Genomic DNA, 14096 nt, shown 5'->3' with positions numbered 1-14096 from the left:
GTCAGATGTTGGTGAACGCCAGCTTCGCGCCCAGGGCCACGAACGCGCCCGCGAACGTGCGCCGCATCCACGTCAGCACCTTGGGCCGAGAGATGACGTGGTCCCGGACCGCGGCGGCCAGCAGCCCGTAGCCGACGAAGATCACGAACGTCATCAGCATGAAGACGGCGCTCAGCTCGAGCATCCGGGGGACGGGGTGCGCCTCGTCGGTGCTCACGAACTGCGGCAGGAAGGCCAGGAAGAAGATCGTCAGCTTGGGGTTGAGGATGTTGATGAGGACGGCCGTCACGGTCACCTTGGCGGCCGACTGGGCCTCGGCCTCGCCCTCGGTCTCCACCTTCAGCGTGCCGCTCTCGCGCAGCGTGCTCCACGCCACGTAGAGCAGATAGGCGACGCCCGCGTACTTGAAGATCTGGAAGGCGAGCGCGCTGGTGTGTAAGAGCGCGGCCAGCCCCATGATCGTGGCGGCCATGTGGGGGACGATTCCCAGTGTGCAGCCGAACGCGGCCACGACGCTCGCGCGGAAGCCCCGCGAGAGGCCCGTCGCGAGCGTATAGAGCACCCCGGTGCCGGGGGAGGCGGTGACGATGAACGATGTGACCAGGAACTCGATGCCCACTGATGACGCTCCTTTGTGCCTGGGGCCTGCGGCAAATGCCTATTCGGCGGCCGGAGTTGGCCGTGCCGCTCCGCGCGCGAGTATGGCATGGGTGGCCGCCTCGATGTCCGGTGCACGCATCAGGCTCTCGCCGATGAGGAAGGACGAGACGCCGGATCGCGCCAGCCGGGCGAGGTCGGCGGGGCCGACCAGCCCGCTCTCCCCGACGATCAGCCGCTCGTCCGGAATCCTGGGCGCGAGCGCCTCGGTCGTCGCCAGCGTCGTCTCGAACGTCCTGTGGTCGCGGTTGTTGACGCCGATCAGGCGCGTGCGCAGGCGCAGCGCGCGCTCCAGCTCCTCCTCGTCGTGGACCTCGGCGAGCACGTCCATGCCGAACGCCGACGCCGCGTCCTCCAGCTCCTTCGCCGTCGCGTCGTCGACCGCGGCCATGATGACGAGCACGCAGTCGGCGCCCCACGCGCGGGCCTCGACGACCTGGTACGGGTCATAGAGGAAGTCCTTGCGCAGCACCGGAAGTCCGGTCGCGGCGCGCGCGGCCGCCAGGTGCTCCGGCGCGCCCTGGAACGACCGCGTGTCGGTGAGCACCGACAGGCAGGCGGCGCCGCCCGCCTCGTAGGAGCGGGCGATCGCCGGCGGGTCGAAGTCCGCGCGGATCAGCCCCTTGGAGGGGCTCGCCTTCTTGATCTCGGCGATCAGCGCGTACTCGCCCCGTCCGCGCCTGGCCTCGAGCGCGGCGAGGAAGCCGCGCGGCGGCGGGGCGGCGGCGGCCTTCGCCTCCAGCTCGGCGAGGGGCGTCGAGCGCTTGGCGGCCGCGATCTCCTCGCGCTTGTAGGCCTCGATCGTGGCCAGAAAGCCGGTCATGTCCTGCTCCTTTCGGCCCGGGGGCCGGTGGCGTACGGCACCGCGCCGCACGGGTGACGGATCACGCGTGGGAGGCGGCGACGAGGCGGTCGAGGCGGCGTCTGGCCTCGCCCGAGTCGATCGACTTCACGGCCAGTTCCAGGCCGTCGGCGAGGCCCGCGGCCCGGCCCGCGACCACCAGCGCCGCGGCCGCGTTGAGCGCCGCCACGTCGCGGTAGGCGCCGCGCTCGCCGTCGAGGACCGCGAGCAGCGCGGCCGCGTTGTCCCGCGCGTCGCCGCCCTTGAGCTCCTCCGGGCGGGCGCGCGGCAGGCCGAACTCCTCCGGCGTCACCTCGAACGTCCGTACGGTGCCGTTCTCGAGCGAGGCGATGGCGGTGGGGCCGGTGGTGGTGATCTCGTCGAGTCCGTCCGAGCCGTGGACGACGAGCGCGCGCTGCGAGCCGAGCCGGCCCAGCACCTCGGCGAGCGGCTCCACCCATTCCCGCGAGAACACCCCGACCATCTGCCGCCGAACCCCGGCCGGGTTCAGCAGCGGCCCCATCAGATTGAAGATGGTGCGGGTGCCCAGCTCCACGCGGGTGGGGTGGACGTGCCGGGCCGCCGGATGGTGGTCCGGGGCGAACATGAAGCCGATCCCCGCCTCGGCCAGGCAGCGTTCGACGGCGGCGGGCGACAGACCGACGCGGACGCCGAGCTCCGCCAGCACGTCGGCCGCGCCGCAGCGCGAGGAGAACGCCCGGTTGCCCATCTTGGCCACCGGGACGCCGGCCCCGGCGACGACGAGGGCCGCGCAGGTGGAGATGTTGTACGAGCCCGACGCGTCGCCGCCGGTGCCGAGCAGGTCGATGGCCCCGGGCGGCGCGGTCACCCGGAGCATCTTCGTACGCATCGTGGTCACCGCGCCGGTGATCTCCTCGACGCTCTCCCCGCGGATCCGCAGCCCCATCAGCAGGGCGCCCATCTGCGAGGGGGTCGCTTCACCCGACACGATGAGGTCGAAGGCCCGGGCCGACTCCTCGAAGGTCAGCGTGGCGCCGGTGGCGACCTTGGCGATCAGGGGCTTGAGTTCTTCCATGGGCCTCTCCTCGGGCTCCGGGCGTGCGCGGCGGTCAGCTGAGGACGTCCCCGGGCGCCCACAGGCCCTCGCCGTCCGGCGGCAGCGGCAGGTCCCAGCCGGGCTCGACGTTCTCGCGCCGGTAGGGCGCCCGGTCGGTGAGCGCGGTGTCCAGAGTGCGGGCGAACAGATGGCCGCTGTGGACGGCGGCCGCGATGATGCCGGGCCCCAGGCAGTCGCCCAGCCGTACGACGCGGCGGACGCCGGCCGCGCCCAGCTCCGCCTCGCCCCGCCGGGCGAGCTCCTGGTAGAGCTCGTCGCGCGGGACCATGCCGGTGGTCAGCACGACGGCGTCCGCCGCGACCGCCGTCTCGCGGCCGGTGAAGACGCAGGCGAGGTGGGCGGTGCCGGGCTCGGTCCGCGCGAGCGTCGTCGAGGTGTGCACCGCAGCGCAGGTGCGCAGGATCCGCCGCTGGACCTTGCGCTGCTCGGCCGTCAGCTGGGTGTAGGCCGACACCAGGCTCTCGGGCGTGACGAAGGTGACCTCGCAGCCCTGCTCGACGAGGCGCTCGGCGATCACGCCGCCCATGTAGTAGTGGTCGTCGTCGAACAGGACGACGCGGCCGGAGGGCAGCCGGGAGTCCATGACGTCGTCCGGGGTGTAGACGGGCACTCCCTCCAGGCCGGGGATCGCTTCCGAGTGGTACCGGCCGATCCCGTCGGCGCGCCAGGTCGCGCCGGTGGCGACGGCGACGAGCGAGGCCTCGGCCTGGAGCACCATCTCGGCGGTGATGTCGTTGTCGGGCAGCAGCTGGACGTTGCGCATCCGGCGCAGCTGTCCCAGGCGCCACTCGCTGACGCGGGCCCAGGTCCCCAGGCCCGGCAGCCGGCACTCCCGGGCCACGCGGCCGCCCAGCTGCCGGCCGCGGTCGGCCAGCATGACGTCGTAGCCGCGCTGGCCCAGCGCACGGGCGGCCTCCAGGCCGGCCGGACCGCCGCCGACGACGAGCACCGTGTCGTCGGTGTCCTTGGGCGGGATGTACTCCGGGTGCCAGCCGCGCCGCCACTCCTCGCCCATCGTCGGGTTCTGGGTGCAGCGCATGGGGACGCCCGACCGGTCCCCGGCCACGCAGATGTTGCAGCCGACGCACTCGCGGATGTCGTCGAAGCGGCCTTCCTCGATCTTGCGGGGCAGGAAGGGGTCGGCGATCGAGGGGCGCGCGGCGCCGATGAGGTCGAGCGTGCCGCCCCGCACCATCGAGACCATCGTGTCGGGGGAGGTGAACCGGCCGACCCCGACCACGGGCTTGGTGGTCACGCTCTTGACGAACCGGACGTACTTCTCCTGGTGCCCCTCGTCGCCGAACCGCGCGGTGACGCCGTCGTCGTCGAAGTCGCTCAGGTTGACGTCCCACAGGTCGGGCAGCTCGGCGAGCATCTCCACGACGTCGCGGCCCTCGTCCTTCGAACCGTCCCGGGAGTCGGCGAGGCCGTCGACGCCGAACCGGATCGCGACCGCGCAGGTGTCGCCCACGGCCTCCTTGGCGTCCTCGACCAGCTCGCGCAGGAAGCGGGCGCGGTTCTCCAGGCTGCCGCCGTACTCGTCGGTCCGGTGGTTGTGGCGGCGGGAGAGGAAGTGGACGGGCAGCGTCATGCCGTGGCCCGCGTAGACGTAGATGATGTCGAACCCCGCGCGCCGGGCGTTGACCGCCGCCGTGCGGTACCAGCGGCGGGCGTCGCGGATGTCGCTCTTGTCCATCGCCCGCGCGGTGACGGGGTTGATCCCCCGGGTGAGCCGCAGGCTCGGGGCTATCGGCACGCTGCGGCTCTCGAGGTTGGCGACGTGGGAGCCGTTGTGCACCAGCTCCACGGCCGCCAGCGCGCCGTGCTCGTGGATCAGTCCGGTGGCGCGGGCCAGGTAGGGGATGTCCCGCTCGTCCCACAGCCGCAGCTCGCGCTGGTGGTTGCCGGAGTGGTGCACGTCGCACTGCTCGGTGGAGACCACCCCCCAGCCGCCCTCCGCCTTCACTCCCCGCATCGCCGCCATGGGGCTGGGGAAGGCGCGTCCCATGCCGTTGCAGTGGGGTACCTGGAAGAAGCGGTTCCGGGCGGTGACCGGCCCGATCCGTACGGGCTCGAAGAGGATGTCGAACCGGGAGGGACGGGTCATATGGCGTCCCTCTGGACGCGGGCCCGCGCCCCGAAGATCGCGCTGCCCACGCGCACATGCGTGGCCCCGTGGGCGATCGCCTCGGCGAAGTCCGTGCTCATGCCCATGGAGAGCCCCGGCAGTCCGTTGCGGGCGGCGATGCCGGCCAGCAGGGTGAAGTGCGGGGCCGGGTCGGCGTCGGCCGGCGGGACGCACATCAGGCCGGCGACGTCGAGCCCGTAGGTCTGCCGGCAGGCCGTGAGGAAGTCGTCGGCCAGCTCGGGCAGGACACCCGCCTTCTGCGGCTCCGCGCCCGTGTTGACCTGGACGAACAGCCGCGGCCTGCGGCCCTGCCGGTCGCACTGCCGGGCCAGCGCCTCGCACAGGCCGGGCCGGTCCACCGACTGGATGACGTCGAACAACGCCACCGCCTCACGGGCCTTGTTGGTCTGCAACGGCCCGATCAGGTGCAGTTCGAGGCCGGGAATCCGCTCCCGCAGGGCGGGCCACTTCGTCTTGGCCTCCTGGACGCGGTTCTCGCCGAAGACCGTGAGCCCGGCCGCGGCGGCCCGCTCCAGGACGTCGGCGGGAACCGTCTTCGAGGCGGCGACGAGCGTCACCGACCGAGGATCGCGGCCGGCGCGGGTACAGGCGCCTTCGATGGCATCGCGGACCGCGCCCAGCCCGATCGTCGGGTCGGGCCGGTGCGGGGTTTCGGGGATGGCCGTCATGGAACCTCCTTCCGGTTGTGCGGCCGTGGAGGCACGCGCCCTCGCGCGTGCCTCCACGACCACGTGGTCACGCGTGGGGGAACTCCAGCCTGCGCTCACCGGAGTCGAGCGTCCTGGCCCCGGCGACGCGCACGCCGGCGCCGGCCAGTCCGGCGGTCAGCTCGCGCTCCAGGGCCGCCAGGTCCTGCGGCGCCGCGGCGTGCAGGGCCTCCGCCACGATCAGGACGCGATCGGTGCCGGCCGAGACGACGGACCGGGCGCTCTGCCGGAACGTCCAGCGCCGCGAATGGGCGTGGCCCTCCGCGTCGGTGAAGACGATCTCGCCCGGCACGGGATGCTCGACATCGCCCTGGAACGTCTCGTACCGCTCGGACCCGTCGGCCGGGCGGACCGTGATCCCGTCGGCCACCTTGGCGCAGTCGAACACCGCGATCGGGATGGCGAAGGACATCGAGACGAAATTGAGGTAGTCGACCAGCGGGTGGAATCCCGGAAGATTCCGTTCCTTGCGATAGCGGCGCAGCAGGGCCTCCGCCGCGCAGCGGTACTGCGTGGGCTTCAGGCCCATTCTCGAGAAGGCCTCGCGCCACGCGGCGATCTCGGGCATCTCGGATTCGGTGTGCGCCGCCAGTCGTTCCTCGACGCGGGGCGCCAGCCGCTCCTGACGGGCGGGGTCGTCCTTCATGCCGAGCACGTCGTCGACGGCCAGGGTGAGCGCCCTCAGTTGCGGATGGGCGGTCCAGACCGCGTCGGCATGGGTGAAATACATAGAGCTGTCCCTGGTTCTTTTCGGTGCGATGGATCGCGGAGAGACGGATTACGGATAGAGATGCCCCCGGCCCCAGGGGCCGTCGGGCCGTTCCCTGGTGAAAACGAGCCGGTCGTGCAGGCGGAACGGCTGCTCGGTCCAGAACTCCAGGGAGACGGGCGTGATGCGGTAGCCGGCCCAGTGGGGCGGGCGCGGCACGTCGCCCGAGCCGAAGCGGGCGGATTCACGGGCCACGGCCGCCTCGAGTTCCGAGCGGTCCGCGAGGGGCCGGGACTGCAGGCTGGCCCAGGCGCCGATGCGGCTGTCGCGGGCGCGGGAGGCGAAGTAGGCGTCGGCCTCGGCGTCGGTGGCGCGCTCCACCGGGCCGCGGAAGCGCACCTGCCGCCGCAGGGACTTCCAGTGCAGGACGCCGGCGGCCCGCATGGAGCCGGCGAGCTCGGTGCCCTTCGCCGAACGGGTGTTGGTGTAGAAGACGAAGCCCCGGGAGTCGAATCCCTTGAGCAGCACCATGCGCACGTCGGGCAGCCCGTCGGCGTCCGTGGTGGCCACGGCCATGGCGTTGGGGTCGTTGAGCTCGGCGGCCTCGGCCTCGCCGAGCCATCGGCGGAAGAGAGCGAAGGGGTCCTCGGCGCCGGTCCCGGGCGGGACGGCGGCCTGCGTGGGGTCGGCGTGCGTGGGGTCGGTGGCTGACGATCGCTGCAATGGAGTGGTCCTCGCTGGAGGGCGTGGTGGCCGGTGGTGGCTGCTCCGCGGGGACGGCGACGGTCCTCGGCGCGGAGCGGCGGAGCGGAGGGGAAGGGCTAGCCCTTCACTTCGCGCTTCTCGTCCAGGAGATGGCGCCACTTGTCGAGGTCGTCACCGCGCGCGGTGACCAGGTGCGCCGTCCCGGCGGTGTCGACGAGGACCTCCGCGGCCGGCGGGATGTTGAGGAACTCCATGTGCTGGGTCGCGCAGTACGCCCCGACGTCGAGGATCAGCAGATGGCTGCGGGCGTCGACGGCCGAGGGCACCCAGTACTCGCCGGGCAGGATGTAGTCGTGCCGCAGGATGCTGCGGCCGCGCAGGGCGGCGTTGGTGCCGTCGGTGCCGGGCGTCGCGGGGATCTCCGCCATGTCGGCGTCCAGGAAGACCACGTTGTGCCGCCGGTCGCGCAGCTGGGCGGACGGCATCAGCATGCGGGACCCGTCGGTCACCACGAGGCTGCCGACCGAGTTGGTGATCACGTCGCGCTCCACGCTCAGCAGGAGCGCCCCGGTGTCGGCCAGCACGTCCCGGGCCGGCTCGAAGAGGAACTTCACATGACCGGGAATGTCCATCCGGTCCGCGATCTCGCGCAGCGCGCGGAAGTACTCGGCCCAGTCGAAGTGCTTCTCCGACTCGTCCCAGCTCTCGTAGACGAAGCCGTGGCCGCCCGCGAAGTTGATGGCGCGGGCGGTGGGGAAGTGGGTGTTGAAGATCTCGAACTGCTTCTCGATGATGTCGATCATCGCGTCGCGTGAATTCCCGCTGCCGCAATAGACCTCGAAGCAGTCGAGCTCGCGTCCGTGCTCGGCCAACAGGGCGGTGAGCTTGTCGAGTTCGCCGTACTTGATGCCCGGCTTCCCCGAGTCGAGACTGTCGATCCGGACGCTGATCGAGGGAGCCTGGGTCCGCAGCGAGTACGCGATCTCGTCCAGGCTCGACAGGAACGTCGGGCAGCCCGTCCGGTCCCAGAAGGCTATCTCCTCGTCGGCGACATGGCCGGGGGAGACGATGAACCGGTCGAACCCGAATCGCTTCAGCAGGCGGTGTTCGCTGGGTAATTGCAGCAGAATTCCCACACCCGCGTCCCGCAGCGGCCGCAGCACATGGGGATTGGAGTTGGGAAAGAAGGGGACGTACAGTTCGACCCGTTCCTCGAGGCCGACCGCCCTGGCCGCGTCCTTGACGCGGCGGACGTTCTTCAGGATCTGCGCTTCGCTGTAGACGAAGACGGGCGTGCCGACCTGCTCGGCGATCAGCCGGAGGTCGATCGAGCCGATCCAGGAACGGGTCAGCTTACAGTCGCTCTCGTTCATGTGCCCTCTGTCCTGTGGTCGCGGGAAAAGTGCGCCTGTGCTCAGGGGGTGCAAAAGAGTGCGGTGCGATGCGCGCCACGGCGCCTGGGATGGGATCGTCAGTGCGAATGCCGGACGAATGTTCGCCGATGGCCGACGGCCCGAAGTCTACATGTGCCGGGGCGAGTTGGCAGCGACTGGGATCAGAAGGCGTCCGCCGCGCGGACGGCCTCGACGAACGCCCTGATCAGGGCCGGATCCTTGACGCCGCGACGGGACTCCACCCCGCTGGAGACGTCCACGCCCCACGGCGCGGTGGTCCGTACCGCCTCGACCACGTTCTCCGGAGTCAGGCCGCCGGCGAGCAGCCAGCGCCCGGCCGGGGGAGTGAAGCCCTCGGCCCCCCAGTTCCAGGGCACGCCCGCGCCCGGGGCCGGGGCGTCGAGCAGCAGAAGGTCCTCGCCCAGCTCGCCGCAGCGCGGCGTCCCGCCCTCGGACGAGGTGGCGCGGATCAGCGTCCACCCCTGCGGACGCAGGGCGTCGTAGTACTCCCGGCCCTCGTCGCCGTGCAGCTGGACGGCCCGGACCCCGGAGGCCAGCGTCAGCGCCCGGACCTCCTCCACCGGCTGCCCGCGGAAGACACCCACGGTCAGCACGCCCGGGGGAATCCGCTCCGCCAGTCGCCGGGCGGTCCCGGCGTCCACCGTGCGCGGACTGTCGGCGAAGACGAAGCCGATGGCGTCGGCCCCGGCGTCGACGGCGGCGTCCACGTCCCCTTCGGTACGCAGCCCGCAGATCTTGATGAACAGTGGCGTCGTCACGCGCACAGCGTACGCCCGGCCCTCCCGGGAGCCGGTGGGAGGGCCGGGGCCCGTACGGCCGGCCGGCGGTCGCGGTCGCCCGCCCGCCGGCCGGCCGGGTGCTCAGTGGCTCAGGTGCTCAGTGGCTCAGGTGGGCGTCCTCGTGCATGACCTCCTTGATGTCGTCCCCCGCCTTGCCCAGCAGCTGCTCGGCGAGTCCGTTGAGCGCGCGGGCCGCCGCGACCTCCTCGCCGACGCGCTGCTGGCGGCGGTCGTCGGGGTTGCGGTTGGCGATGCCCTGCGCCGAGAGCTGCGAGCCGTCGTGCATTCTCAGCCGCACGTCGGCCTGCGTGGTCGCGTCGATCTCGCGGAACTCCATCTCGATGCTGCAGTCGACGATCGTCTCCATGGTGATCACCAGCGCTCGGGTCGGGTCGGGTCGTGTCGGGCTCGGTCGGGTCGGGCTCTATCGGGTCAGGTTGTGCCGGGTCGGCTCCGTCAGGTCGGGCTCTGCCGGGTCGGCAGGTGCCGGGTGAACCAGTCGCGGGCGAGATCCGCGACCGCGTCCAGGGCCCCGGGCTCCTCGAAGAGATGGGTGGCCAGGGGCACGACGGCCAGTTCGTTCTCGCAGCGCAGGCGCCCCGCCGCCTGCCGGTTGAGGTCGAGCACCACGTTGTCGTGGCCCCCGACGATCAGGAGCGTGGGGGACCGGACGTCCTCCAGCCGGTCCCCGGCCAGATCGGGACGGCCGCCCCGCGAGACCACGGCGGCGACGCCGTCACCCGCCTCCGCCGCGGCCCACAGCGCGGCGGCCGCGCCTGTGCTCGCCCCGAAGTAGCAGACCGGGACGGTCTCCCGGCGGCGCAGCCAGCCGGTGACCTCCGTCAGCCTGCGGGCGAGGGGTTCGACGGCGAACACGTTCGCCCGGTCCTCCTCCTCCAGCGGGGTGAGGAGATCGAACAGGAGCGTGCCGAGCCCGGCGTCGTTGAGGGCCCTGGCCACCGCGCGGTTGCGGGGGCTGAGCCGGCTGCTGCCGCTGCCGTGCGCGAAGACCACGAGCCCGGGCGCCCCGGCCGGCATCGCCAGGTCGCCGGCGAGGGTCACGGCCCCGCCGTCCACCGGGAGCCGCAGGGGACCGCCGTGCGCCTCGCCGCCGCCGTCGTCGCCGGCGGCGTCGTCGGTGTTCCGGCGCAGCAGGTCGACGACCTCCTCGTCCGAGGTCTGGGTGAAGTCGTGGTACCACTCGCCGACCGCGGAGAAGGCGGCCGGCGTGCTCAGGCACACCAGCTCGTCCACCTCGCCGCGGAAGGCGGCGGCCGCGTCCGGGGGCGCCACCGGCACGGCCAGCACCACCCGGGCCGCGCCCTGCGCCCGTACCACCTGGCAGGCGGCCGCCGCCGTGGCGCCCGTGGCGATGCCGTCGTCGACCACGATCGCCGTGCGCCCCTCGAGCGGAACGCGCTCGCGCCCCTCGCGGAACTGCACGGCGCGCCGGGACAGTTCCGCCTCCTCGGCGTGCTCCACCTCGGCCAGGTCGTCCTCGTCGACCCGGCTCATCCGGACGATGTCGTCCCGGATGACGCGTACGCCGCCCTCGCCGATGGCGCCGAACCCCAGCTCGCGGTGGTACGGCACTCCCAGCTTGCGGACGAGGACGACATCGAGGGGCGCGCCCAGGGCGTGCGCCACCTCGAAAGCCACGGGAACGCCGCCGCGCGGCAGGCCGAGAACGACGGGGTGCTCGCCGCGCAGATGCCCCAGCCGCTCGGCCAGGCGCCGCCCGGCGTCCACCCGGTCGATGAATCGCATGATGCGCCTCCGGCCCCGGGGCCCGGCTCCGGAAGGCTCCGGATGACGAGGGAAGCCGTACTTCCAATATGACGGGGTTCGGGGGGATAGTCCACATGGCCCGGGCCGCCTCGTAGGACACGCCCTAGTCCTCCAGCGCCGCCCGCACCCGGGCCGCCACCGCCGCCGCCTCCTCGTCCGAGGCGTAGCGCGTCCGCGGCCAGAAGAAGCCCCGCAGCCCGTCCTTGCGGTCGCGCGGCACCACGTGCACATGGAAGTGCGGCACGGACTGGCTGACCCGGTTGTTCGCGGCCACGAACGACCCGGCGGCGCCCATCGCGCGCTCCACCGCCCCGGTGATCCGCCGCACCCGTCCGAACAACGGCCCCACCGCGGCCGCGGGCAGGTCGGTGAGCGTCTCGGCGTGCAGCCGCGGCACCACCAGCACATGGCCGGGAAACAGCGGCCGGGCGTCCAGGAAGGCCACCGCCGTCGCGTCCTCGAAGACCCGGTGCGCCGCCACCTCGCCCGCCGCGATCGCGCAGAAGACACAGTCCACGGCCCCAGTGAACCCCTCTCACCGCCCGGCGGCACCCGCCGCGCCCGGCAACCGGCTGGAATCGCGCCCCCGCCCGTGAACCGCCCGCGCCCCCGGGCACCGATCCCCCCATGCCCCTCCTCGTCGGAACCTCCGGATGGCAGTACAAGGACTGGCGCGGCGTCCTCTATCCCGCCGACCGGCCGCAGCGGCTGTGGCTGGAGGAGTACGCCGGGCACTTCGCGACGGTGGAGAACAACAACGCCTTCTACCGGCTGCCCACCGAGGACACCTTCGCCGACTGGCGCGAGCGCACCCCCGAGGGCTTCGTGATGGCCGTCAAGGCCAGCCGCTACCTCACCCACATCAAGCGGCTGCGCGATCCCGAGGAGCCGGTCGGGCGGCTGATGCGGCACGCCGCCGGGCTCGGGGACAGGCTGGGGCCGGTGCTGCTGCAGCTGCCGCCCACGCTCAAGGCGGACCCCGGGGCGCTGGACGCCGCCCTGGCCTGCTTCCCGGCCGGCACGCGGGTGGCCGTCGAGCCCCGGCACGCTTCATGGTGGACGGACGGGGTACGCGAGGTACTGGAACGCCGCGGTGCCGCCCTGTGCTGGGCCGACCGGGACTCCCGCCCCGTGACGCCGCTGTGGCGCACGGCGGACTGGGGGTACCTGCGGTTCCACCACGGCAGGGCCCGGCCCTGGCCCCGCTACGGGAGCCGGGCGCTGAGCACCTGGGCCGGGCGGCTGGCGGACGCCTGGTCGGACCGGGCGCCGGTGTACGTCTACTTCAACAACGACGCCGGCGGCGCCGCCGTCCACGACGCGGCCGGCTTCGCGCGCGCCGCCCGGCGGCTGGGGCGCACCGTGAGCCGGACGCCCGACCCGCCGCCCGGCTGAGCGGGCGCCACGACCGGCCGCCTTCGTCCTGCGGCGCCGCCGTACCCGTGCGAGGGTGGGCCTCGCACGGACGACGCCGCCTGCGTACGGGCCCCGGCGCGTACGCACGCGGCCGAGCGAAGGAGCGCCGGATGCCCAGGGGATCCAGCCCGAAGCGCGAGCGGCAGTACGAGCACATCAAGGACAGCGCGCGCGAGCGCGGCGAGAGCGAGAAGCGCGCCAAGGAGATCGCGAGCCGGACGGTCAACAAGGAACGCGCCCGCGCCGGCGAGTCGAAGACCGCCAGCCGCAGCTCGCTCCAGGACATGTCGTCCGGTCGGCGCGGCGGCCAACGTTCCCACTCCGGAGCCAAGGGGCCGACCAAGGAACAGCTCTACAACGAGGCCCGGCAGAAGAACATCCACGGCCGCTCGGACATGACCAAGGACGAGCTGAAGAAGGCCCTCGGCCGTTGAGGGCACCCTCGCCCAGGCCCGGGTCGTTGTGGGAACCACACAACCGGGCCCGGGCAGCCCTGCTCACGACCCCACCGCCGGAACCGGCCGTTCATCGGTGAGGATGTTCAGGTGCTCGATCACCTGAACCCCGCGGACCCCGGCTTCGCGCGCGACCCGTACCCGTACTACGCGCGCCTGCGCGCCCAGGGCCCCGCGGCGCGGGTGCCCCTGACCAACGGCACGCACGCCTGGCTCGTCACCGGCTACGACCAGGCGCGGGCGGTCCTGTCCGACCCGCGCTTCTCGAACGTGCCGCCGCAGGGGGCGGGCCGGCCCGGGCCGGACTCCCCGGCCCGGCGCGCCCGCGGCTGCCTGGCCCGGCACATGCTCAACTCCGACGCCCCCGACCACCCCCGGCTGCGCCGGCTGACCACCGCCACCTTCACCCCGCGCCGGGTGGACGCCCTGCGCCCGCGCATCGAGCACCTGGCCGACGGCCTGGTGACCGAGCTCGCCGGGGAGCTGGACCGGCACGGCACCGTCGACCTGGTGGACGCGTTCGCCTTCCCGCTGCCCGTCCTGGTGATCGGCGAGGTGCTGGGCGTGCCCGAGGCCGACCGGGCGGACCTGCGGGAATGGACGTACCGCGTCGGCTCGCCCGCCGACGCGCTCGAGCCCGGCGCCGTCGACGAGGCGTGGACGCGCCTCCACGCGTACTTCACCCACCTGATCGGCCACAAGCGCGAGTCCCCCGGCGACGACCTCTTCAGCACCCTCGTGCACGACGCGAGCGAGGGCGGCCTCGACGACGGCGAGCTGCTCGCGATGGCGTTCCTGCTGCTCTTCGCCGGCTACGAGACCACGATGAACCTCCTCGCCTCGGCGACGCTGATGCTCCTCACGCACGAGGAGGAGCTCGACGCCGCGCGCCGCGGCGGCCCCGGCCGCTGGGCCGCCGTGGTCGAGGAGACCCTGCGCCACGGCAGCCCCCTGGAAGGCACGACGTGGCGGCGCACCACCGAGCGGGTCGACCTGGGCGGGGGAGCGGTCATACCGGCCGAGGACTCCGTCCTCGTGGTCCTCGCCGCCGCCAACCGCGACCCCGGGCACTTCCCCGCCCCCGACGACTTCCGGCCCGCCCGCTACCTGCCCGAGGGCCGGCGCGCCGCCCCCCACCTGGCCTTCGGCCACGGCCCGCACTTCTGCCTCGGCTCGCGCCTGGGCCGCCTGGAGGCGGCCGTCGCGCTGCCCCGCCTCTTCGACGCCCTGCCCGGTCTGGCCCTCGCCGCCGACCCCGCCGAGCTCCCCTACCGGCCGGGCCTGCTGGTCCGCGGCCCGCGACGGGTGCCCGTGCGCCGGCGGTGACACGGCGGCGCCGAACGGCTCAGGCGAATCGCGCGCCGGCCCCCGCTGCC

At 73.2% G+C, this 14096-nt stretch carries 15 protein-coding genes; 3 read left to right on the top strand and 12 right to left on the bottom strand.

The window, feature by feature from the left end; translation table 11 throughout:
- Nucleotide 1 precedes the first annotated feature (1 nt).
- The 12 genes from AB4K12_RS20075 to AB4K12_RS20020 form a co-directional block, all read right to left on the bottom strand.
- A complete protein-coding gene (locus AB4K12_RS20075) occupies nucleotides 2–619 on the bottom strand; it encodes a LysE family translocator (RefSeq protein WP_086568021.1) in 618 nt (205 codons plus the stop codon).
- A 39-nt stretch (nucleotides 620–658) separates the two neighbouring features.
- Nucleotides 659–1480 carry an indole-3-glycerol phosphate synthase TrpC gene (trpC, locus tag AB4K12_RS20070; RefSeq protein ID WP_368435481.1) on the bottom strand — a complete coding sequence of 274 codons (822 nt, stop codon included), beginning with the start codon at nucleotides 1478–1480 and terminating at the stop codon, nucleotides 659–661.
- A gap of 61 nt (nucleotides 1481–1541) precedes the next feature.
- On the bottom strand, nucleotides 1542–2555 hold the full coding sequence (gene trpD, locus AB4K12_RS20065) for an anthranilate phosphoribosyltransferase (protein ID WP_368435480.1): 1014 nt from the start codon (nucleotides 2553–2555) through the stop codon (nucleotides 1542–1544).
- Nucleotides 2556–2589: 34 nt separating this feature from the next.
- A complete protein-coding gene (locus AB4K12_RS20060) occupies nucleotides 2590–4704 on the bottom strand; it encodes an NAD(P)-binding protein (RefSeq protein ID WP_368435479.1) in 2115 nt (704 codons plus the stop codon).
- The gene (locus AB4K12_RS20055; protein WP_368435478.1) at nucleotides 4701–5414 is read right to left on the bottom strand and encodes a YggS family pyridoxal phosphate-dependent enzyme; all 714 of its coding nucleotides are present in this window, start codon (nucleotides 5412–5414) and stop codon (nucleotides 4701–4703) included. Before AB4K12_RS20055 ends, AB4K12_RS20060 begins: the two co-directional genes overlap by 4 nt.
- A 67-nt stretch (nucleotides 5415–5481) precedes the next feature.
- Nucleotides 5482–6183: a B3/4 domain-containing protein gene (locus AB4K12_RS20050; protein ID WP_368435477.1), complete on the bottom strand. Its 702-nt coding sequence runs from the start codon at nucleotides 6181–6183 to the stop codon at nucleotides 5482–5484.
- A 48-nt stretch (nucleotides 6184–6231) separates the two neighbouring features.
- Nucleotides 6232–6885 carry a pyridoxamine 5'-phosphate oxidase gene (gene pdxH / locus AB4K12_RS20045; RefSeq protein ID WP_368435476.1) on the bottom strand — a complete coding sequence of 218 codons (654 nt, stop codon included), beginning with the start codon at nucleotides 6883–6885 and terminating at the stop codon, nucleotides 6232–6234.
- A gap of 98 nt (nucleotides 6886–6983) precedes the next feature.
- Entirely contained in the window at nucleotides 6984–8240 is a 1257-nt protein-coding gene (locus AB4K12_RS20040) for a hypothetical protein (RefSeq protein WP_368435475.1), read from the bottom strand.
- Between the two features lie 182 nt (nucleotides 8241–8422).
- Complete coding sequence (locus AB4K12_RS20035) at nucleotides 8423–9040, bottom strand: phosphoribosylanthranilate isomerase (protein ID WP_368435474.1); 618 nt, start codon at nucleotides 9038–9040, stop codon at nucleotides 8423–8425.
- Nucleotides 9041–9158: 118 nt separating this feature from the next.
- A complete protein-coding gene (locus AB4K12_RS20030; RefSeq protein WP_368435473.1) occupies nucleotides 9159–9428 on the bottom strand; it encodes a DUF1876 domain-containing protein in 270 nt (89 codons plus the stop codon).
- A gap of 89 nt (nucleotides 9429–9517) precedes the next feature.
- A complete protein-coding gene (locus AB4K12_RS20025) occupies nucleotides 9518–10828 on the bottom strand; it encodes a phosphoribosyltransferase (protein WP_368435472.1) in 1311 nt (436 codons plus the stop codon).
- Between the two features lie 124 nt (nucleotides 10829–10952).
- Complete coding sequence (locus tag AB4K12_RS20020; RefSeq protein ID WP_368435471.1) at nucleotides 10953–11366, bottom strand: HIT family protein; 414 nt, start codon at nucleotides 11364–11366, stop codon at nucleotides 10953–10955.
- A 110-nt stretch (nucleotides 11367–11476) separates the two neighbouring features.
- On the opposite strand from AB4K12_RS20020, the gene AB4K12_RS20015 reads away from it, so the two are divergent.
- From AB4K12_RS20015 to AB4K12_RS20005, 3 genes are all read left to right on the top strand, one after another.
- Complete coding sequence (locus AB4K12_RS20015; protein WP_368435470.1) at nucleotides 11477–12244, top strand: DUF72 domain-containing protein; 768 nt, start codon at nucleotides 11477–11479, stop codon at nucleotides 12242–12244.
- Nucleotides 12245–12375: 131 nt separating this feature from the next.
- Nucleotides 12376–12699, top strand: coding sequence for a plasmid stabilization protein (locus AB4K12_RS20010; RefSeq protein WP_368435469.1), 324 nt, complete (start codon nucleotides 12376–12378; stop codon nucleotides 12697–12699).
- Between the two features lie 111 nt (nucleotides 12700–12810).
- Nucleotides 12811–14046 (top strand): cytochrome P450, encoded by a 1236-nt coding sequence (locus AB4K12_RS20005; RefSeq protein WP_368435468.1) that lies wholly within the window; start codon nucleotides 12811–12813, stop codon nucleotides 14044–14046.
- Nucleotides 14047–14096 lie beyond the last annotated feature (50 nt).

The organism is Streptomyces sp. C36, assembly GCF_040932295.1.
Lineage (GTDB): Bacteria > Actinomycetota > Actinomycetes > Streptomycetales > Streptomycetaceae > Streptomyces > Streptomyces triculaminicus.
Note: the sequence above shows the minus strand (reverse complement) of the source record. Positions and strands in the feature narration are given on the sequence as shown.